The organism is Tatumella sp. JGM130, from assembly GCF_018257525.1.
Lineage (GTDB): Bacteria > Pseudomonadota > Gammaproteobacteria > Enterobacterales > Enterobacteriaceae > Tatumella > Tatumella punctata.
In genome coordinates this window covers 1-19810 of record NZ_JAERJS010000031.1, presented here as the reverse complement: position 1 = coordinate 19810, position 19810 = coordinate 1, and the positions used below count along the sequence as shown (strand labels likewise).

The 19810-nt window shown below is 50.4% G+C and carries 16 protein-coding genes; 14 read left to right on the top strand and 2 right to left on the bottom strand.

Annotation, left to right across the window (positions count from 1 at the left end; genetic code table 11):
- Positions 1 to 9 precede the first annotated feature (9 nt).
- The 3 genes from JK211_RS13400 to JK211_RS13390 all read left to right on the top strand — a co-directional run bounded on the left by JK211_RS13400 (position 10) and on the right by JK211_RS13390 (position 2458).
- A complete protein-coding gene (locus JK211_RS13400; protein ID WP_212709172.1) occupies positions 10 to 729 on the top strand; it encodes an RNA polymerase sigma factor FliA in 720 nt (239 codons plus the stop codon).
- Positions 730 to 759: 30 nt separating this feature from the next.
- The gene (locus JK211_RS13395; RefSeq protein ID WP_212709171.1) at positions 760 to 1251 is read left to right on the top strand and encodes a flagella biosynthesis regulatory protein FliZ; all 492 of its coding nucleotides are present in this window, start codon (positions 760 to 762) and stop codon (positions 1249 to 1251) included.
- Between the two features lie 238 nt (positions 1252 to 1489).
- The gene (locus tag JK211_RS13390; protein WP_212709170.1) at positions 1490 to 2458 is read left to right on the top strand and encodes a helix-turn-helix domain-containing protein; all 969 of its coding nucleotides are present in this window, start codon (positions 1490 to 1492) and stop codon (positions 2456 to 2458) included.
- 98 nt (positions 2459 to 2556) lie between these two features.
- On the opposite strand, the gene JK211_RS17125 is transcribed toward JK211_RS13390, so the two are convergent.
- The gene (locus JK211_RS17125; RefSeq protein WP_212709169.1) at positions 2557 to 2649 is read right to left on the bottom strand and encodes a small membrane protein; all 93 of its coding nucleotides are present in this window, start codon (positions 2647 to 2649) and stop codon (positions 2557 to 2559) included.
- A 317-nt stretch (positions 2650 to 2966) separates the two neighbouring features.
- A complete protein-coding gene (putA, locus tag JK211_RS13380) occupies positions 2967 to 6920 on the bottom strand; it encodes a trifunctional transcriptional regulator/proline dehydrogenase/L-glutamate gamma-semialdehyde dehydrogenase (RefSeq protein ID WP_249213805.1) in 3954 nt (1317 codons plus the stop codon).
- Between the two features lie 414 nt (positions 6921 to 7334).
- Between putA and putP the strand changes: the two genes are divergently transcribed.
- The 11 genes from putP (at position 7335) to JK211_RS13325 (ending at position 19587) form a co-directional block, all read left to right on the top strand.
- Positions 7335 to 8819 (top strand): sodium/proline symporter PutP, encoded by a 1485-nt coding sequence (gene putP, locus JK211_RS13375; RefSeq protein WP_212709168.1) that lies wholly within the window; start codon positions 7335 to 7337, stop codon positions 8817 to 8819.
- Between the two features lie 182 nt (positions 8820 to 9001).
- Positions 9002 to 9835 (top strand): iron uptake transporter permease EfeU, encoded by an 834-nt coding sequence (gene efeU, locus JK211_RS13370; protein WP_212709167.1) that lies wholly within the window; start codon positions 9002 to 9004, stop codon positions 9833 to 9835.
- Between the two features lie 45 nt (positions 9836 to 9880).
- Entirely contained in the window at positions 9881 to 11002 is a 1122-nt protein-coding gene (gene efeO / locus JK211_RS13365) for an iron uptake system protein EfeO (protein WP_212709166.1), read from the top strand.
- A 2-nt stretch (positions 11003 to 11004) separates the two neighbouring features.
- Positions 11005 to 12282, top strand: coding sequence for an iron uptake transporter deferrochelatase/peroxidase subunit (gene efeB, locus JK211_RS13360; protein WP_212709165.1), 1278 nt, complete (start codon positions 11005 to 11007; stop codon positions 12280 to 12282).
- A 533-nt stretch (positions 12283 to 12815) separates the two neighbouring features.
- Positions 12816 to 13604, top strand: coding sequence for a phosphate starvation-inducible protein PhoH (gene phoH / locus JK211_RS13355; protein ID WP_212709164.1), 789 nt, complete (start codon positions 12816 to 12818; stop codon positions 13602 to 13604).
- Between the two features lie 476 nt (positions 13605 to 14080).
- Entirely contained in the window at positions 14081 to 14704 is a 624-nt protein-coding gene (locus tag JK211_RS13350; RefSeq protein WP_212709189.1) for a glycoside hydrolase family 19 protein, read from the top strand.
- Positions 14701 to 15243: a hypothetical protein gene (locus JK211_RS13345; RefSeq protein ID WP_212709163.1), complete on the top strand. Its 543-nt coding sequence runs from the start codon at positions 14701 to 14703 to the stop codon at positions 15241 to 15243. The genes JK211_RS13350 and JK211_RS13345 overlap by 4 nt, the downstream gene beginning before the upstream one ends.
- A 399-nt stretch (positions 15244 to 15642) precedes the next feature.
- Entirely contained in the window at positions 15643 to 16557 is a 915-nt protein-coding gene (locus JK211_RS13340) for an alpha/beta hydrolase (RefSeq protein WP_212709162.1), read from the top strand.
- Between the two features lie 389 nt (positions 16558 to 16946).
- Positions 16947 to 17744: a (S)-acetoin forming diacetyl reductase gene (locus JK211_RS13335; protein WP_212709161.1), complete on the top strand. Its 798-nt coding sequence runs from the start codon at positions 16947 to 16949 to the stop codon at positions 17742 to 17744.
- 221 nt (positions 17745 to 17965) lie between these two features.
- Positions 17966 to 18367 carry a cupin domain-containing protein gene (locus tag JK211_RS13330; RefSeq protein ID WP_249213058.1) on the top strand — a complete coding sequence of 134 codons (402 nt, stop codon included), beginning with the start codon at positions 17966 to 17968 and terminating at the stop codon, positions 18365 to 18367.
- A gap of 302 nt (positions 18368 to 18669) precedes the next feature.
- Positions 18670 to 19587, top strand: coding sequence for an Rpn family recombination-promoting nuclease/putative transposase (locus JK211_RS13325; protein ID WP_212709160.1), 918 nt, complete (start codon positions 18670 to 18672; stop codon positions 19585 to 19587).
- Positions 19588 to 19810 lie beyond the last annotated feature (223 nt).

The window sequence follows — 19810 nt, the reverse complement described above, 5'->3', positions numbered from 1 at the left end:
ACAGAAAGCGTGGAGAGTTTATATACCGCAGGAGGGGTCACTGATAAACAGGAGATCTGGCTGCAATATGTACAACTGGTGCGACATGAAGCCCTGCGATTACAGGTACGGCTGCCCGCCAGTGTTGACCTGGATGATTTGATCCAGGCCGGAGGGATCGGGCTACTGAATGCGATTGAACGCTATGATGCTGCGCAGGGCACCGCATTTACCACTTATGCGGTCCAGCGGATCCGTGGCGCGATGCTGGATGAGCTGAGAAGCCGCGACTGGGTGCCGCGCCGGGTCAGGCGCGAGGCCCGTGAAGTGGCTGCGGCAATTTCCCGTCTTGAACAGGCATCGGGCCAGCCGGCGGGTGAGCAGGAAATTGCCGCCAGCCTGCAACTGAGCCTCGTCGAATACCGGCAAATCCTGATGGAGACGAACACCAGCCAGCTGTTTTCTCTGGAGACGCTGTGTGAGGAAAACGGTGATGGTGCGGAACTGATGATAGAGCACCGTGAGGAGGCTAATCCGTTAAATCAGTTACTGGACAGCAGCCTGAGAGAACAGGTAATGCAGGCGATTGACGGATTGCCGGACCGTGAGAAACAGGTCCTCAGCCTTTACTACCAGGACGAACTTAACCTGAAAGAGATAGGCGCTGTTCTGAATGTCGGAGAATCGCGTGTCAGTCAGCTGCACAGTCAGGCAATCAAAAGATTGCGGGCACGTCTGAATGATGCTTAACGGAAGATTAACTCAGCGCCGGAGCGCGTAATGACTATGAAAACTAATAATCAGCGTTTGAGCCGCTATATTCGCGATTATAAATATGCACAACACCAGTGCTGTAGCTGTGGCAATGAGCTCAGCCGCGTTCGTTTATTATTGTCAGGAATACTGATCACCCATAAAGATATTATGCAAATGGACCGGCCGGTAACCCGTGAGGAATGGCAGATCTTTATGTCACGGCTTGAGCCTGTTTGCCGGTTCTGCTCTACGGTCAGCGCAGGGCGTCCGGCAGCATTATTTGATATTCCAAAATTTAAACAATATCTGCTGGAAGATAACAGTTTATGTCTGGCGACCGTACGTGAATATGTTATGCGCCTGAGAAGGCTGGATCTGGCACTGTCCCGGCAGGGAATGGCCGCTGATCAATTACCTGACCTCTCGTCTCAGGAACAGTGGGAAAGGTTACTGCCGGAAAAGAGCCGGATTAACTATCGTATCGCGCTGGCTAAGTATGCCTGTTACTTTCCGTAATCCCCGCTGTCGTGCCGAGGCAGTAGCGAAGCGTGGAACAGCAGTTACAGAGATTCAGCCTTATGGCCGGAATCTGCGGGCAATCGTAGCGGTGATCACCGGAGATGACTTGCCGCAACCGGCAGAAATTTTTTGATAAAAATACAGTACCGCAGGGGGATAGTATTTTTCAGGTAATTTTTGTATGTTGATGGTAATCCCTCCTTCCTGCGGTTTTTTCTGAAAATAAGATACGACTATGACGCGGCCATCATCGTTATACACCCGGCATATTCTGGAGGCCTCTGCTATTGATCCGGAAAAGCGATTCTATGATATCGAAAGTAATCTGCGATGTTACGGAATTACGGTAGTTAATAATCGCCGCCCTGAAGATATTATTGCTTATCATCAGACGATCTCCGCGGCGGGGGGGGACTATTGCAGCGCGATGGGGTCTGAGAACGAAACTATTTTCGATCCACATCTGGCGACGGAAAATCCGGTATTTATTTCTGTATTGATGCAGGGTGAACAGGTCATCAGTGGCTACGACCGGAAGTTATCAACCCGTATTCGGCCGGGAAGCTTATTTGTTCATCAGCGTGCTGATTATTTCCACTACCATGCTAAAGATGTTAAACAGCTTTATATTCTGCCGTCGACTAAATTAGTGACACCGGTATTTAACGGACGATTAAATCACCCGATAGTGGTCGTCGATCAGCATCCGCTGGCCGGTTTTATAAAATCGCATATGCAATTACTGGATATGGCTTCACAACACTTATCCCTGAGGGAAACAGAGCTGATAGTCGACGGTCTGATGAATATGGGGTTACTGATGTTGTCTGATATAGCCCGCGAGGCCGGACTCAGGGCTTCCGGGAAGCTATCCTGCCTGTATAACAGTGCTAATTCGATGATTATGCTGAATTTCAGAAACCATGATTTTGACCCGGACCGTTTATCAGTATTAATGAAATGTTCCCGTGCCAGCCTGGATCGCGCATTCAGGGAACAACATACTTCTGTCATGGTAACCATTAAAGAATGCCGGTTAACTGCCGCCCGTCATTTACTGGAAACAGATCCGCGGATGCGTATTGAACAGATTTCCTGGGCGTGTGGTTTTATTAGCCATTCAAGGTTTGGCCAGTTGTTCAGAGAAAAGTATCGTGTCAGCCCTAAGGTATGGCGTGATAATTACAATAGTAAAACATTATAAGTCATCCGGCCGAAGATGACTGATATTCAGCCGGGTCATCATATATCATCCATGATGATTAATATATTTAACCCGAAGATTATTTCTTCTGCAGAGAATTAATGCCGCCGTGAAGAAAAGTGCCTGGTTTTTCTTTCTTTAAAGTAAGAATACATAGAAAGTATAGCGACAATGAGCAGAGTTAAAGCCATTCATAATAAACTGACGGTGCCCGTATCCATAGCTGTCTTCCCCTGTCTGTTATGCTGAATTAAAGCGACGAACAATTGATCTGTAATGATTTTCCCCGGCGAGATTGTTCCGCGAAAGGGCGGATAACAGAGAGACTTGCAGAGTTAACGATACTATGGTGTGAAATTCAGGTCGGGGGAAGCGCATCCGGCCTCAATGTTGTTCAACTGGCCTCAGATAACGTCATCTTTACCGGACAGGTGTGAGCCAGAGATGAAAACGGCGATGCAGTTGCATCGCCGTGAGCGGTTATTGAAATCCCCGCTGAGGATAAGTATCAGCCGATGGTCATCAGGCTGGCATTCCCCCCGGCGGCGGCTGTATTGATACTGACTGTACGCTCGAGTAACAATCGTTCGGTAAAAATACCGGTCTCTCCGCGGGAAAAACCCTGTACCGGGACGATAGCACCATCACGCTGTGCTGTCTTTTCGCACAGCAGGCTCAGTTGATCAGCATCGCCGTGGAAAATAACAGCATCGTAATCCTCCCCGATGGCCTCCGGGCTGAGGTCGATCTGCTGCCGGACTGCCTTAGGCAGCTCACTCAGCCACTGTCGGTTATTGTCGCTCTCCTGCCACAATACACGACATCCGGTACAGATCACTGCAGCTAACTGGCACAGGGCATCAGCCTGATTGTCAGCAACACAGAATACCCGTTGACGAGGCAACAGGGCATAACTGTTACGCTCGCCCGTCGGGCCGTTTAACAGCCGGACGGTATTACTGTGGTTGTTATCTGCAAAATGACGACACTGTTGTTGTAACAGTGTATTTTTCTGCCCCGTGGCATAATCATTCAGCGCCGTAAACGGTGCAGACGGTATCTGGCTGGTCAGGGGGGACGATAAATGTGACAGTGTCACTGATATACCATTATCCGGCCGTGAAGAGAGCAGCCGGTACAGATATAATGGCCCGCCGGCTTTTGGCCCTGTTCCCGACAGACCTTCACCGCCAAATGGCTGAACACCGACAACCGCGCCGACCATATTCCGGTTGACATACAGGTTACCGGAGCAGATATCACGGGTGACCTGGTTGATAGTTTCATCAATCCGGGTATGCACACCAAAGGTAAGCCCGTAACCTGTACTGTTAATGTCCTCAACCAGTTGTGGCAGCTGGTTGCGGGCGTAACGTACCACATGCAGTACCGGCCCGAAAATTTCCTGTTGCAGATCCTGTGGGCTGTTAATTTCGATCAGGGCAGGGACCACGAAATGGCCATTCTGCAACGGGGTCGTTTTACCGCTATCCGGATGGGTAAGACGACTGACATTAAAGCCCTGCTGTGCCATTGATGATATATGCTGTTCAATCATTTGTTGTGCCTGCCGGTCAATCACCGGACCGATATCTGTCGCCAGGTATTCCGGATTACCGGTGCGGTATTCGGCCATCGCGCCGCGCAGCATCTCCAGAGTATGGTCTGCGATATCGTCTTGCAGACATAACAGGCGCAGGGCGGAACAGCGTTGTCCTGCACTGTCAAAGGCCGAGGCCACGACATCAGTCACCACCTGTTCAGTCAGGGCTGAGGAGTCAACGATCATAGCGTTAATTCCGCCGGTCTCGGCGATCAGCGGAACCGGCTGACCTGACGGGGTCATTCGTCCGGCAATATTCTGCTGCAACAGCGCCGCAACGGCGGTGGAGCCGGTAAAAATCACTCCGCGGATGGCCGGATCGGCAACCAGTTGTGCACCGACCGTTTTCCCTGAGCCTGGCAGAAATTGTAATACACCGCGCGGCACACCCGCGTCGTGCATAATTTGTACGGCTTTCATTGCTATCAGCGGGGTCTGATCGGCCGGTTTTGCCAGAACGGCATTACCGGCAGCCAGCGCGGCGGCAATCTGACCGGTAAAAATTGCCAGCGGAAAGTTCCACGGACTGATACAGGCGACCGGGCCAAGGGGACGGTGGGTGTCGTTATCGAAGTCGGTACGGACGGTATTGGCGTAGTAACGCAGGAAATCGACGGCTTCGCGGATTTCTGCTATCGCATTCTGGAATGTTTTGCCGGCTTCACGAACCAGAATCCCCATCAGGGTCTGTGTCTGGTCCTCCATGATCATCGCAGCGTTATCCAGAATACTGGCACGTTCCTGCGGAGGAGTCGCGAACCAGATGCTGCAGGCCTGAGTACTGGCTTGCAGGGCGGCGCTGACCTCCTGTGGTGTCGATTTTCGTACCATACCGACCGTATCCTGTTGTGCTGCCGGATTGATCACCGGTTGCGGATCAGGACGCTGATTATCCGCGGATAAGGGCGCATCAATCAGGGGTTCAGCCTGCCACAGTTGTGCAGCACTGTTCAGTAACGCGCTGGATAAAGAAGCAAGGCGGTGCTCGTTAGCCAGGTCCAGGCCCGCTGAATTCTGCCGTTCCGTGCCATAGAGCTCACGGGGTAACGGAATTTTAGGGTGTGGCAGACCGACCGTGCCTTCTTCCAGACCGGTTTGTTCGGTTGCCAGCACCGGGTCGATGATTAAATCGTCCAGTGACAGGGATTTATCGGCAATACGGTTAACGAAGGAGGTGTTAGCTCCGTTCTCCAGTAACCGCCGGACCAGATAGGCCAGTAATGTTTCGTGGGTGCCGACCGGGGCATAGATTCGGCATGGACGGCTCAGTTTTCCTTCGGCGACCGGACCGACTACCTGCTCATATAATGGTTCTCCCATACCATGCAGGCACTGGAATTCGTACTGACCCGGGTAATAGTTATTACCGGCCAGCTGATAGATAGCCGCCAGGCTCTGGGCGTTGTGGGTAGCAAACTGGGGATAAATCAGGTTAGGGACCGACAATAATTTGCGGGCGCAGGCCAGATAAGAGACATCGGTATAAACTTTACGGGTATAAACCGGGTAACCTTCAAGGCCTTCAGTCTGCGCCCGCTTGATTTCGCTGTCCCAGTAAGCCCCCTTAACCAGGCGGATCATCAGGCGGCGATGGCTGCGTTGTGCCAGCTCCGTCAGCCAGTCAATAACAAACGGGCAGCGTTTCTGGTAAGCCTGAATAACAAAACCAATGCCATTCCAGCCCTCCAGTTCCGGCTCAAAACACAGTTTTTCCAACAGGTCGAGTGACAGTTCCAGCCTGTCTGCCTCTTCGGCATCAATATTAATACCGATATCGTATTCGCGGGCCAGCAGCGTCAGTGATTTCAGCACCGGATAGAGTTCATTCATTACCCTGTCATATTGCGCCCGTTGATAGCGGGGATGCAGAGCGGAAAGTTTAATCGAGATCCCCGGACCTTCATAAATACCGCGGCCATTAGAGGCTTTACCAATAGCATGGATTGCCTGCTGGTAAGAGACCAGGTAAGCTGCGGCATCTTTACGGGTCAGTGCGGCTTCGCCCAGCATATCGTAAGAGTAACGGAAACCCTTATCTTCCAGTTTACGGGCATTAGCCAGTGCTTCAGCGATGGTCTCTCCGGTCACAAATTGCTCACCCATCAGACGCATCGCCATATCAACACCTTTGCGTACCACCGGCTCACCGCTCTTACCGATAATCCGGTTCAGGGAACGTGACAAGCTGGCCTCATTATGGGTAGCAACCAGCTTACCGGTGACCAGCAGTCCCCAGGTGGCGGCATTGACAAACAGTGAAGAGCTACGGCCAAGATGTGACTGCCAGTTGCCATGACTGATTTTGTCACGGATCAGGGCATCGCGGGTGGGCTTATCCGGAATACGTAACAATGCTTCTGCCAGACACATCAGAGCAACCCCCTCCTGAGAAGAAAGGGAAAACTCCTGCAGCAGGCTCTGTACCATACCTGAGCGCCCGCTGCTTACTTTCTGCTGGCGTAAGTTTTCGGCCAGCTGGTGTGCCAGCTGGCGGGTTTTTTCCGACTGTACCGGGTTTAACCTCGCCTGCTCAAGGATCATTGGCACACTATCCGTTTCCGGACGTCGCCAGGCGGCGGTAATCGCCGAACGGGTCACTGACTGTGGTAACACCTGTTCCGCAAAATCGAGAAACGGCTGCACCGGTTCTTCTCTGGCGGCCACAATGTCCGGATCATAACCGGCAGAAAGCTGTTCAGAAATATAAGGGCTGTGACCGGATTCAATGGCCTCCAGCAGGTTAAACACCGCCTGGCGAATTAACCAGTGAGGTGTCCGGTCTATTTTTAGTGCGGCTGACTTTAACCGCTCCCTTGTCTGTTCGTCGAGCTTTACACCCATTGTGGTGGTGGTTGCCATGTGAGTCTCCGTTTGCGGTTAATTATTATAGGTTGCACCTCAATATCACCGATGTTGCAACCTGTTGCAACTATGAAAAACTTATGAATATAAAAAGTATCATATCACCGGGTATTTATTGTGGTGATACAAGGCGGGGTGCATAGTTACCCTCCCGTAAAGAATAGCTATTTATCTATTAAAATCAGGGTTGCATAAAGTTGCAAAATCAAAAAAATTGATCAGGCGCGGATTACGGAGAAAAAAGGAGTGCACCAGGGTGAACAACATGTTACTTCATTGTTACAAGCGGGCAGGGGGAGTGAAAAAATACACGATATGTGCAGTTTCTATGCGTAAAGCCGGAGGAGTGACTATTTTGTCGTGCTATTTACGCTAATTGTGCCTGATAATAAAAGAAAAATGGAGACAAACATGACAATCAGTACCCCGTTAGTGGTGACATTTATTATTTATATTTTTGGCATGCTGCTGATCGGCTTCTTCGCCTGGCGTTCTACCAAAAACTTTGACGATTATATTCTCGGTGGCCGTAAAATGGGCAGCCTGGTCACTGCATTATCTGCAGGTGCATCGGATATGAGTGGCTGGCTGCTGATGGGGTTGCCTGGTGCTATTTTTCTGGCGGGTATTTCAGAAAGCTGGATAGCTATCGGTCTGCTGATCGGCGCCTGGTTTAACTGGAAAATTATTGCCGGTCGTTTACGGGTGCATACGGAGTATCACAATAATGCCCTGACTCTGCCGGACTATTTTTCCAGCCGCTTTGAAGATAACAGTAAATTATTACGTGTGATTTCTGCGGTCATTATCCTGGTATTTTTCACTATTTACTGCGCCTCAGGCATTGTGGCCGGTGCACGGCTATTTGAAAGCACTTTCGGAATGAGCTATGAAACAGCCCTCTGTGCCGGAGCGACAGCTACTATTATCTATACCTTCCTCGGAGGGTTTCTGGCCGTTAGCTGGACAGATACGGTACAGGCCGGCCTGATGATTTTCGCCCTGATTCTGACGCCGGTAATTGTGATATTTGCGGTCGGTGGTATCCCTGATGCGCTGGCAGTGATTGAAGCACACGGCTCCGGTTTTACCAATCTGTTTAACCGTATGGATTTTATTGCGATTGTTTCGCTGCTTGGCTGGGGACTGGGTTACTTTGGTCAGCCACATATCCTGGCACGTTTTATGGCGGCAGATTCGCACCGTTCAATGCATGCCGCAAGGCGGATTGGTATGACCTGGATGGTCCTTTGTCTGGCCGGTGCCGTGGCGGTAGGTTTCTTTGGCATCGCTTATTTTGATAATAATCCTGCGCTGGCTACAGCGGTAAATCAGAACGGCGAGCGGATATTTATTGAACTGGCTAAAATTCTGTTCAACCCGTGGATTGCCGGAGTCTTACTGTCGGCGATTCTGGCGGCGGTAATGTCCACCCTGAGCTGCCAGTTGCTGGTCTGTTCCAGTGCCCTGACCGAAGATTTTTATAAAGCGTTTTTACGCAAACATGCCGGACAACAGGAGCGGGTCTGGGTAGGGAGGCTGATGGTGTTGCTGGTGGCGATTATCGCAATACTGCTGGCCCGTGATCCGGATAACAAAGTCCTGGGGCTGGTCAGTTACGCCTGGGCAGGTTTTGGTGCGGCTTTCGGTCCGGTAGTATTGCTAAGTGTTTGCTGGAAACAGATGACGCGTAACGGGGCATTGGCCGGAATGATTGCCGGTGCAGTCACGGTAATTGTCTGGAAACAGTTTGCGTTATTCGGGTTATACGAGATTATTCCTGGCTTTATTGCCGGATTACTGGCGATTGTTATTTTCAGCTCAATCGGACCACGTCCGTCCCCGCAAGCATTACAGCGCTTTGACAAGGCCCGCCAGGCATTTCTGAGTGACTGATAACCGCTAAGATAACCACTGAGCAAAAAACCGTTCCATCGTCGATGGGGCGGTTTTTTTTCGATTTTATTCGCCTGACGGGAAATGTTTACTGACAGAACTTGCGTTTTTATAAATGAGAATAATAATCGTAATTATTTACACTATTTTACCGATGCTGACGTTTCGGTATAAGGTCAGTTATGTTTGTTCCTTTCCTGATAATGCTCCGTGAAGGCCTTGAGGCCGCATTAATTGTCAGTCTGATTGCCAGTTATCTGCAGCGAACCGGCCGTAGCCGATGGTTTCCGGCGATGTGGTCCGGCGTCGGAATGGCTGCTGTACTCTGCCTCGGACTGGGCATTTTCATCAACCTGACTACCGGAGAGTTCCCGCAGAAACAGCAGGAATTATTTGAAGCTATTGTGGCGATGGTTGCGGTCGTAGTGCTTACCTGGATGGTGTTCTGGATGCAGCGGGTCGCCCGTCATATAAAAACCGGGCTGACAGATGCTATCGAACATGCTTTACAACGCAGCAGTGGCGGAGGACTGGCTCTGGTATTTATGGTGTTTCTGGCAGTGGCACGTGAAGGACTGGAATCGGTGTTTTTCCTGCTGGCGGCATTCACTCAGGATGTGGGATATGCACCACCGGCAGGTGCAGTGCTCGGGCTGGTGACCGCCATTTTCCTCGGCATACTGCTGTATCGTGGGGGGATTACCCTTAATCTTGCCGGTTTTTTCCGCTGGACCAGTTTATTCATTTTATTTGTTGCCGCGGGCCTGGCTGCCGGTGCCGTCCGCGCTTTTCATGAGGCGGGTATCTGGAACGGTTACCAGTCTGTAGCTTTTGACCTTAGTGATATTTTATCGACCCATTCAGTGGCGGGTACCTTACTGGAAGGTATTCTCGGATATCAGGAGGCCCCGACAGTCAGTGAAGTGGCTGTCTGGTGCCTTTATCTGATTCCCGCATTACTGCTGTTTTTCCGCAGCGCGGGTCCGGTAGTCACTGTCAGCCGGCCGGCCAGCTGATATCCGGGTACTGCTATTTTAAACCATATAAACAGGGATTCAGACATGAAAACAGTTTTCCGTCGTCATGCATTACTCACCGCGATGCTGGCGGTTTCAGGGCTGGCCAATGCAGCCGGTACTCCTCAGGTGACTGTGACGGTAACGGACACCAGGTGTGAGCCTATGGCATTAACCGTCAATGCCGGTAAGACACAGTTTATTATTAAGAATAACAGTCAGAAAGGGCTGGAATGGGAAATACTTAAAGGCGTGCTGGTGGTTGAAGAGCGTGAAAACATTGCCCCCGGATTCAGCCAGAAACTGACGGCAACCCTCGACGCCGGAGAATATGAAATGACCTGTGGCCTGTTGAGTAACCCTAAGGGGAAACTGACAGTCAAGGCCAGTGGTCAGCAGGGTGAAACCCGGCAGCAGAACCATTTACTGGCACTGCAAGGCCCGGTAACCGCCTACAAGGCCTATGTTGTTGCGGAAGTGACTCAGCTGGTGGCAGGGACTAAACAATTCACTGATGCTATTAACGCCGGTGATATTGTCCGTGCCAGGGCGCTGTTTGCGCCGGTCCGCCGCCATTATGAACGTATTGAACCTATCGCAGAGCTGTTTTCTGATCTTGATGGACGGATTGATGCCCGCGAAGACGATTACGAGAAAAAAGCAGAAGATCCTGCATTCACGGGTTTTCACCGGCTTGAGAAGGCATTATTTGCCGATAATTCGGTGGCGGGTATGGGACATTATGCAGACCAGTTGTATCAGGATACCCTGGAACTGCAGCAGCGTATTAACCAACTGGCTTTCCCGCCTGCCAAAATGGTGGGCGGTGCTGCCGGTTTAATGGAGGAGATCGCATCAGGGAAAATTTCCGGTGAAGAAGACCGCTACAGCCGGACCGATCTTTCAGATTTCCGTGCTAATCTTGACGGTGCACAAAAAATCGTTTCCCTGTTGCACCCCTTGCTTGAAAAACAGAACCCTGCATTACTGGCTAAGATCACCGCGAACTTTACTAAAGTTGATTCTATTCTCGACAAATATACCGAGGGTGACGGTTACCAGTCTTATGACAAGCTGACTATAGCAGACCGTAATGCGCTGAAAGGGCCGGTCACTACACTGGCTGAAGACTTATCACAACTGCGCGGCACGCTGGGCCTCGATTAAACATGACCTGTAAACCTCAGACCACCGAACCATCGCGGCGGCGGTGGTTAAAAAAACTGGGCCTGCTTGGCGGTGCTGCCGCAGTCAGCGGGGGCTGTCCGTTTCAGTCGCAGGCCAGTACCGCGGAACAAGATCCTTGTGTTCCACAGGATCAACGTTACGGGCTTGAGCCGTTCTACGGGCCACATCAGGCCGGTATTATCACGCCACAACAGGCGTCGATGATGTTACTGGCATTTGATGTGCTGGCAGAGAATACCGCAGATTTACAACGGATGTTCAGATTGCTCACTGAGCGTATCGCATTTCTGACCACTGGCGGACCGGCTCCGGCACAAGAAAATCCGTTATTGCCACCAATGGACTCAGGGATCCTTGGGGCGGATATCCTGCCGGATAACCTCACTATTACTGTCTCGGTGGGAGCATCATTATTTGACAGTCGTTATGGGTTACAGGCCCGTAAACCACGTAAACTGCAAATCATGACCCGTTTTCCGAATGATTCGCTGGATGCTGCCTATTGTCACGGTGATTTACTGTTGCAGATCTGTGCTAATGGCCGGGATACGGTGATCCATGCGGCCCGTGACATCATCAAATATATGCCGGATTTACTGGCCGTTCGCTGGAGGTATGAAGGTTTTATTTCTGCCCATGCTGCCGCCAGTCGTGGTAAAGAAACGCCGGTAAACTTGCTGGGTTTTAAAGATGGCACAGCCAATCCACAGACTTCAGACCCTGAACTGATTGAACGGGTGTTGTGGGTTGCTCCCGCTTCGGGAGAACCTGAGTGGGCAACCGGCGGCAGTTATCAGGCCGTCAGGCTGATTCGTTTCCATGTTGAAATGTGGGATCGGACACCGTTGCATGAGCAGGAAACGATTTTCGGGCGTAATAAAACCAATGGTGCACCGCTGGGTATGCAGCATGAACATGATGTACCCGACTACAGTCAGGATCCACAAGGGCAGATTATCCCATTGGATGCACATATGCGGCTGGCGAATCCACGTGATGCCGGCAGTGAGCAACGGTTGCTATTACGCCGTGGTTATAGTTATTCCGGCGAAGTACTGGCATCGGGACAACTGGATATGGGGCTGCTGTTTGTCTGTTATCAACGGGATTTGGAAAAATCTTTTATCAGTGTACAGCAACGGCTGAATGGTGAACCTCTTGAAGAATATATCCGGCCATTTGGCGGCGGATATTTTTTTGCCTTACCCGGCGTTGCCGATAATCAGCATTATCTGGCCCAGTCACTGCTCGAAAATTAACCTTTTTTATGACGGTAATATAAATCAGTTGCTGGCCTCAGGACTGATTTATATATCATATCACCGGCGTCAGGGGACTATTCTGATCATTATTCCCGCCGGAAAGAAATAAAATAACACTTTGTTTTTTATTTGTTATTTTATTAATTTACTCGGATTTCTGATTATTTTTTATCGAATTAGTAAAAATAGTGTTGCATTTCACTGCCTGTCAGGTACAAATTATTCCCTGTAAGTGATGGTGTCGATAGTTTCTCCGGAGAGTATGGATGAATTGTGACTGCTGGTATGACTTCAGAAACATTTCACTTGTGTCGCCCGGCACAGGTACTGGCTGTAATCAACACTTATTAGCAGCTTCTCCCTTATTCTCATTACTGCATGTCTCTTTTACTGGTGCACGTTCATTCGAGCGATGCGCTGATTTCTATGGCCGTTTATGGCTTAAAAGGAAGCCTGTTAACCTCTAAAGCGTTCACGTATACGCGTCTGTTTTCAGACACGGAAAATGAAACCAACTGTAAGGTGCCAACATGGGAAGACAGAAAGCAGTGATTAAAGCGCGTCGTGAAGCGCGCCGGGTGATCCGTAATGACTCACGTAGCCACCGGCAGCGCGAGGAAGAATCGGTGACTTCGCTGGTACAAATGGGGGGTATGGACTCTATTGGTATGGCGCGTGACTCCCGCGATCGCTCAGTCATCGCAGCCCGTAATGATGCGCAGGCGCGCTATCTGGCTGCCATCGAAAATAAACAACTTATTTTTGCCACCGGCGAAGCCGGTTGTGGTAAAACCTGGATCAGCGCTGCAAAAGCTGCGGAAGCATTATCCGGTAAAGATGTTGAACGTATTATCGTGACCCGCCCGGTATTGCAGGCTGATGAAGATCTTGGTTTTCTGCCCGGCGATATTGCTGAGAAGTTTGCGCCTTATTTTCGTCCGGTATATGACGTGCTGGTAAAACGTCTCGGTGCCTCATTTATGCAATACTGCCTGCGCCCCGAAATTGGGAAAGTCGAAATAGCCCCCTTTGCTTATATGCGCGGGCGGACCTTCGAAAATGCATTTGTCATTCTTGATGAAGCACAAAACGTTACTGCCGCGCAGATGAAAATGTTCCTTACGCGATTAGGCGAAAATGTGACTGTGATTGTTAACGGGGATATTACCCAGTGTGATTTGCCGTCGGGGGTGACTTCCGGGCTGGCAGATGCCTTACAGCGTTTTACGGATGACCAGCTGGTCGGTCTGGTACATTTTGATAAACAGGATTGTGTCCGTTCAGAACTGTGCCAGCGTACTTTGCAGGCCTATGACTGAGTGATAAACCGGCCCTGATACACCTTTCCTTCAGCCTTTTAACGGTTATTTACCTGAGGCCACAGCCTGACAGCTGTGGCCTGTTCTTTTTACAGGTCGTTTAACGTGAATAAGAGCGGGGGGCAGGCTGCTTACCTGTGACTGATAGCGGATCGTTCGGCCTGTATCAATAATTTTCCTGTTTGCGGGCAGGGCAGATATTTCTTCTGTCCGGCTGGCAGTATCCGGAAATTTATCCGTCCCCGGGCAATTTGATTTTCTGAAGTAATAACGGTGTCTCCGGAGCGGCTATATCCCTGAAAACACCTGTCGCAGGGTACCCGCGTATAATAATCGGTGCTGCTGCTGAGTTTTTGCTGGCTGGCTATTGGCACAACCGGCGTTGCTGGTCGCTGACCGGGTAAATACCTAGGCTGATGATCCACATTAACTGCCCGCAATGGCGGGTTTCTGAAATTCAGGGATCATCATCTATGATGCAACAGCAACAACTTATGCAAGCCGCAGGGATCAGTGAAACACTGGCCATGGTCTGGCTGGGCCCGCTGACCAGAGCGATGTCAGAGTTTTCGATTGAACAGCCGGAAGATCAGGCAATGTTTATTGCTCAGACCGGCCACGAATCTGCCGGTTTTAGCGTACTCACCGAAAATTTTAACTATACCTGCCATGCCTTAGCCGAATTATTTCCACAATACATCACCGGTCAGCAGGCGGTATTACTGGGACGCAGTGCTGAACAGCCAGCCCAACAGCAACAGATTGCGGAATTAATCTACGGTAACAGGCTGGGTAACCAGTCGGCAACCGAAGGCTGGGTTTATCGCGGACGAGGACTGATCCAGATCACTGGCCGCGGTAACTATAGTGATTGTGCCGGCGGCCTGAACCTGCAGTTGCTGAGTTATCCTGAAATGCTGGTGCAACCGGAACCGGCCGCCCGTTCAGCGGCCTGGTTCTACAAAACCCATGGTTGCCTGGCATATCCGGGGAATATCCGCAAAGTAACGCAGATCATTAATGGTGGCAGTACCGGGCTTGCTGATCGTCAGGCCAGATTCACAATGGCATTACAGGTATTTAGCGGGAGTCACGGATGAACATAAAATCCCTGCTTATTACTCTCGCTATGCTGATTTGGCTGAGCAGCCTGATCCTGACCGGGGTTGTCAGCTGGCGCTACAAAACTGCGCTGGTGGCACAGCAGCAGGCGGAACAACAGCAACAACAGCAGGCTGCGATCATTACTCACCAGCAGCAACAATGGCTACAGACCAACAGACTCTCGCAACAGGTACTGGCGGCAAATACCCGCAGCAGGGAACAGACAGAGGAAAAACTTAATGAATATCGGAAAATTCTGCGTAACCGGCAAAGTTGTAACCAGCCTGTGCCTGATGATATTGCTCAGCGGTTGTACCGTTACGCACAAAGCTTACGAACCCGCGGAATGTACACTGCTGCCGGCAGCACTGCTACAGCCGGTAGTCGCGCCATTACCCCCGGACAGTTAACTTACTGTCAGGCGGTGTTATGGATAGATCCGTTACTCCATGCTCTGGAAACAGCCAATAATCAGTTAATTGCCATCTCGGGTATTGAACAATCACGGGCAGGTAAAACGGGCCGGAGTCAATGATGATATTTGCCGGTGGATAACTATCATAAACCCCGGCCCGTGGTGCCCGGCAGCAAGCCGGGCCCGCGGGAGAAGTTACCCTGCCGCTCAGGGATGTTTTTCTCTGTCGAAAACGCTGTGTTCCTGGCTCTTTCAGATAACAGAAAAATGACATTCCGGCGATAACTCCTGAACCGATCGCAATAACAAACAGCAGGCCGTTCGCCCTGTTTCAGGTCATGTTTTGCTGTCTCCGGGATCACCGGGCGATACAGCGGAACCGGTGCCTGCATCTGTTCCGGATCTGTCTGTTATGCTGTCCGAATAACCATCATGCTGAAATATCTGCGGATACTTTATTCACATTTCCTGCGCATTGTTATGCTGTGATAACCGCAGCGTTGATCAAACGGAGTGGTTATGGACCGTCGTCGTTTTTTGGAATGTGTGGCAGGCGGACTACTGCTCAGCCGGGCCCGCGGTAGTTTGTCGGCCGGGAATCGCCCTGCACAGATTATTCCATTGTGGCCGGGAACACCACCGGGAGGCGGGGGCCCTGACGGGGGACTCCGGGTATCGCGCAGTGGTGCACAAAGCAATATCGTCCGCCCCTTGCTGACTGTTTATACACCGCCACGGACTGAGGGTTATGGGGTATTGGTTGCCGCCGGTGGCGGATATAAACGAATTGAAACAGCAAAGGAAGCGTTACCCGCGGCCCGGTGGCTAAATCAACGGGGATTTACGGCTTACATATTGAGCTATCGTCTGCCGGCTGAAGGCTGGAATGATGGTAACCTGGTGGCATTACAGGATGCACAGCGTGCCTTAAGGATAATCAGGGCACGGGAGGAACATGTCAGTGTACTGGGTTTCTCGGCCGGAGGCCATCTGATGGGAATGGCTGCAACACGCAGTCATTTTGACGGCTATCCGCCACAAGACAGTATTGACAGCCTGCCAGCAAGGGCTGACCGGGCCGCATTGATTTACCCGGTGATCACCTTGCAGTCACCTTACAATCATACATCAACCTATAACGTGCTGGCCGGTCGCGAGGCAACACCCCGCCAGCAAGCGCAATTATCAGTGCCGACTTTTGTCACCCCGCAATCACCGCCTTTTTTGCTGGTTCAGGCCTCGGATGATCCTGTCTCCGACCCGCAAAATACCTTAATTATGCAGGCTGCCTGTCAGCGTAATCACGTCCCTGTTGAACTGTTCCGTTATTCCAGCGGCGGCCATGGTTTTGCAATGGGCAGGCCAGGTACACCCACTGTCCGCTGGCCGCTGCATTATCAACACTGGTTACAGGCGTGGCGAAACAAACAGTAAAACACCCTCTTTTGTTCAATATTTATTATTAATAATCCCGGGTGTTTTGCCCGGTACTATTAGGGCTGATGGAATACCGCAAGAGGTAACTCTACAGGGGGGAGGTTTGCCGGCGGACACTGGCAATAATGATACAGAGAAAGACATTATCAGCCAGGTGGCAGGAGCTGGATAACTCTTTGTAGTAACAGATTTTTGTAAGGCGGGTAATTAAGTAATTAATGCTATTAATCATTAACCAGCCTGACAAATAATTTAAAAGTTTGATCTGGATCACTCTAATCTGCTCTCAGGGGGGTACCTTAGGATTATCACAACAAGTTCATACGCCGGTAATTATCATCGTTTATACAACAGATAAATTTATGTGATTTCAAAAGGAAATAACCATGAGTGCAGAAAAAAAAGTTGCAGTGGTCACAGGTGCAGGTCAGGGTATTGGCAGGGCGGTGGCACTGCGACTGGCCAGAGATGGTTTCAGTATCGGCAGTCTGGACTTTAACGGAGAATCTGCCCGTGAAACTGTTGATCTGATTACCCGTGCAGGCGGAGAAGCACTTGCTGTGGTAGTGGATGTAGCTAATCGCGAACAGGTTTTTGCTGCGGTTGATAAGGTCGCTGAGAAATTCGGCCGTCTTGATGTGATCGTAAATAATGCCGGACTGGGTCCGACCACACCGATTGAAGACATCACACCTGAAATATATCATAAAGTCTTTGACGTGAATGTCGGTGGTGTCTACTGGGGTACCCAGGCAGCGCTGAAACATTTCAGGAAAAGAACGCCCGCAAAAACCGGGGATGTGATTGGTAAAATCATTAATGCATCTTCGCAGGCGGGTCAGGTCGGTAATCCTGATCTTGCTGTGTATGGTGCTACTAAGTTCGCGGTGCGCGGTATCACCCAGACGGCGGCAAAAGATTTGGCTAAATTTGGTGTAACAGTAAATGCTTATTGCCCCGGTATTGTTCGTACGCCGATGATGGAAGGTATCGCCAAAAAAGTGGCTGAAGAGAATGGTCAGTCACTGGAATGGGGGCTGGAACAGTGGGCGAAAAATGTTACTTTGGGCCGTATTTCTGAACCAGAAGATGTTGCAGCTTGTGTGTCCTATCTTGCCGGCTCTGACTCGGACTATATGACCGGGCAGGCATTAATTATCGATGGTGGTATGACATTTAACTGATTTCCCTGCTAATTAATAGTTATTTCCCCGACAGGTTATTAACCTGGCGGGGTGATGGTATTTGTTCCGGTTAACCTTCCTTCAGTCAGCCACCGTTCAGTTGCGGGTAAACTGCCTATTATTGAATTCTGCTCACATGCCTATTCTGAATTGACTCTCTTATCAGTATTCCGCCGGAGCGATAGACTGGTCTACGCAGACTTTCTGATCAGGAGAATATTATGATTACCGTATTACAAAGCGGCGATAAGCCGTCAGCGAAAGGCCCTGATGAATATTTTACCGGAACCGTTCGTATTGATGCCCCATTCTGTGGCTCCGGGCCAGCGACGGTGAGCGGAGCGACTGTTACCTTTGAACCGTCAGCCCGTACTGCATGGCATACTCATCCTTTGGGACAGACACTGATTATCACTGCTGGTACTGGTTTTGTCTGTGAGTGGGAGCGGCCGCTGCAAAAACTCCGTCCCGGAGATATTGTATGGATTCCGGCGGGTGTTAAACACTGGCATGGGGCCAGCCCGCAAAACAGTATGACGCATATTGCGATTGCCGAGGCTGAAAACGGTAGCGTTGTTGAATGGATGGAGAAAGTCACTGATGAGCAGTACGCTATAGCGTGATAAAACCGAGGACGGCAGAGCTGCTCTTATCCTGTTGTCCTTTCCGTAAATGTCTTATCGAATTTTACGGATGATACCTTTAATTTACGCAGAAAAATCAACCAGAAGAAAGCCCGGATCCAATCGCTGATGGAAAAGCTAAAATACTTTATTTATCGCTGTCTCGCCATTCTTAAATAACTCACTGATTTTATTAATGTAATACGCACCATGGTGTAAATAATCGTCATCCCTCCGGCTGCTAATATCTGCGTTTTCACCACTGTGATAGCATGTACAGGTCATTTTTCAGAGCAAGTGCCATGATAAAGAAGGCTCATACCCCGACACCTCACGATGCGACATTCCGTCAGTTTATGACACAGCCTGATATTGCCCGCGATTTTATAGAACTCCACCTGCCGGCTGATTTGCTTGCTCTCTGCGATCTTCGTACACTGAAACTGGAGTCCGGTTCTTTTATTGAAGATGACTTGCGACAATATTTCAGCGATGTGCTCTATAGCCTGAAAATGTCTTCCTCTGACGGATACATTTATATACTGGTCGAACATCAGTCAGCTCCTGATAAACATATGGCATTTCGTCTGCTCCGCTATGGGGTTGCTGCCATGCAGCGCCATCTGGACGCTGGTTATAAGAAATTATCGCTAGTGATACCGGTACTGTTCTATACAGGTAATCGCAGTCCATATCCATATTCTACCCACTGGTTTGATGAGTTTGACGATCCTGAACTGGCTGGCAAAATTTATAATCGTGCTTTTCCGCTGGTCGATGTCAGTATTATCCCCGATGAGGAAATCGCGGGGCACCGCAGTCTGGCTGCTCTGACTCTGTTGCAAAAACATATTCAGCAGCGCGATCTGGCTGAACTGGTAGACCGGCTGGCCCCCATCTTACTGGCCGGAGACCTGTCTTCATCACGGGTGATATGGCTGATACACTATATTTTACAGGCAGGTGAAACATCAGATGCCGAAGTCTTAGTACGTGAACTGGCACAACGGGTGCCTCAATACGGAGATCCACTGATGACTATCGCACAACAGCTTGAACAGAAAGGTATTGAGAAAGGTATTGAGAAAGGTATTGAGAAAGGTGAACGCGAAGCGACCCTGAAAATTGCCCGTAATATGCTGCGTAATGGTGTTACCCGAGACATTATCATTACCACAACCGGCCTGAGTGAAGCCGAGCTGGTCCGGCTTTGCTTTTGAACCTGATCCTTCTACTGCCAGCATGCCCTGCGGCCATACAACAGGCTGTGTTGTCGAACCCTGCGAGGGCTCTCACCCTCCCGGGCCGGTGCTCGCTGAAAGCGATAAAAAAGCCTGAACTTTCGTTCAGGCTCTCTTAATAAATAATGGCGGTGAGGGAGGGATATACGTGCTGCGTTGCAGCACGCCCTGCGGGTGGCCTGCGGCCATACAACAGGCTGTG

Bases quoted from the DNA above. Each gene is read 5' to 3' on its own strand.
- efeU (WP_212709167.1), top strand. From the start codon at position 9,002: ATGTTTGTTCCTTTCCTGATAATGCTCCGTGAAGGCCTTGAGGCCGCA.
- putP (WP_212709168.1), top strand. From the start codon at position 7,335: ATGACAATCAGTACCCCGTTAGTGGTGACATTTATTATTTATATTTTT.
- phoH (WP_212709164.1), top strand. From the start codon at position 12,816: ATGGGAAGACAGAAAGCAGTGATTAAAGCGCGTCGTGAAGCGCGCCGG.
- efeO (WP_212709166.1), top strand. From the start codon at position 9,881: ATGAAAACAGTTTTCCGTCGTCATGCATTACTCACCGCGATGCTGGCG.
- efeB (WP_212709165.1), top strand. From the start codon at position 11,005: ATGACCTGTAAACCTCAGACCACCGAACCATCGCGGCGGCGGTGGTTA.
- JK211_RS13340 (WP_212709162.1), top strand. From the start codon at position 15,643: ATGGACCGTCGTCGTTTTTTGGAATGTGTGGCAGGCGGACTACTGCTC.
- JK211_RS13330 (WP_249213058.1), top strand. From the start codon at position 17,966: ATGATTACCGTATTACAAAGCGGCGATAAGCCGTCAGCGAAAGGCCCT.
- JK211_RS13350 (WP_212709189.1), top strand. From the start codon at position 14,081: ATGCAACAGCAACAACTTATGCAAGCCGCAGGGATCAGTGAAACACTG.
- putA (WP_249213805.1), bottom strand. From the start codon at position 6,920: ATGGCAACCACCACCACAATGGGTGTAAAGCTCGACGAACAGACAAGG.
- JK211_RS13335 (WP_212709161.1), top strand. From the start codon at position 16,947: ATGAGTGCAGAAAAAAAAGTTGCAGTGGTCACAGGTGCAGGTCAGGGT.
- JK211_RS13390 (WP_212709170.1), top strand. From the start codon at position 1,490: ATGACGCGGCCATCATCGTTATACACCCGGCATATTCTGGAGGCCTCT.
- JK211_RS13325 (WP_212709160.1), top strand. From the start codon at position 18,670: ATGATAAAGAAGGCTCATACCCCGACACCTCACGATGCGACATTCCGT.
- JK211_RS17125 (WP_212709169.1), bottom strand. From the start codon at position 2,649: ATGGCTTTAACTCTGCTCATTGTCGCTATACTTTCTATGTATTCTTAC.
- JK211_RS13395 (WP_212709171.1), top strand. From the start codon at position 760: ATGACTATGAAAACTAATAATCAGCGTTTGAGCCGCTATATTCGCGAT.
- JK211_RS13345 (WP_212709163.1), top strand. From the start codon at position 14,701: ATGAACATAAAATCCCTGCTTATTACTCTCGCTATGCTGATTTGGCTG.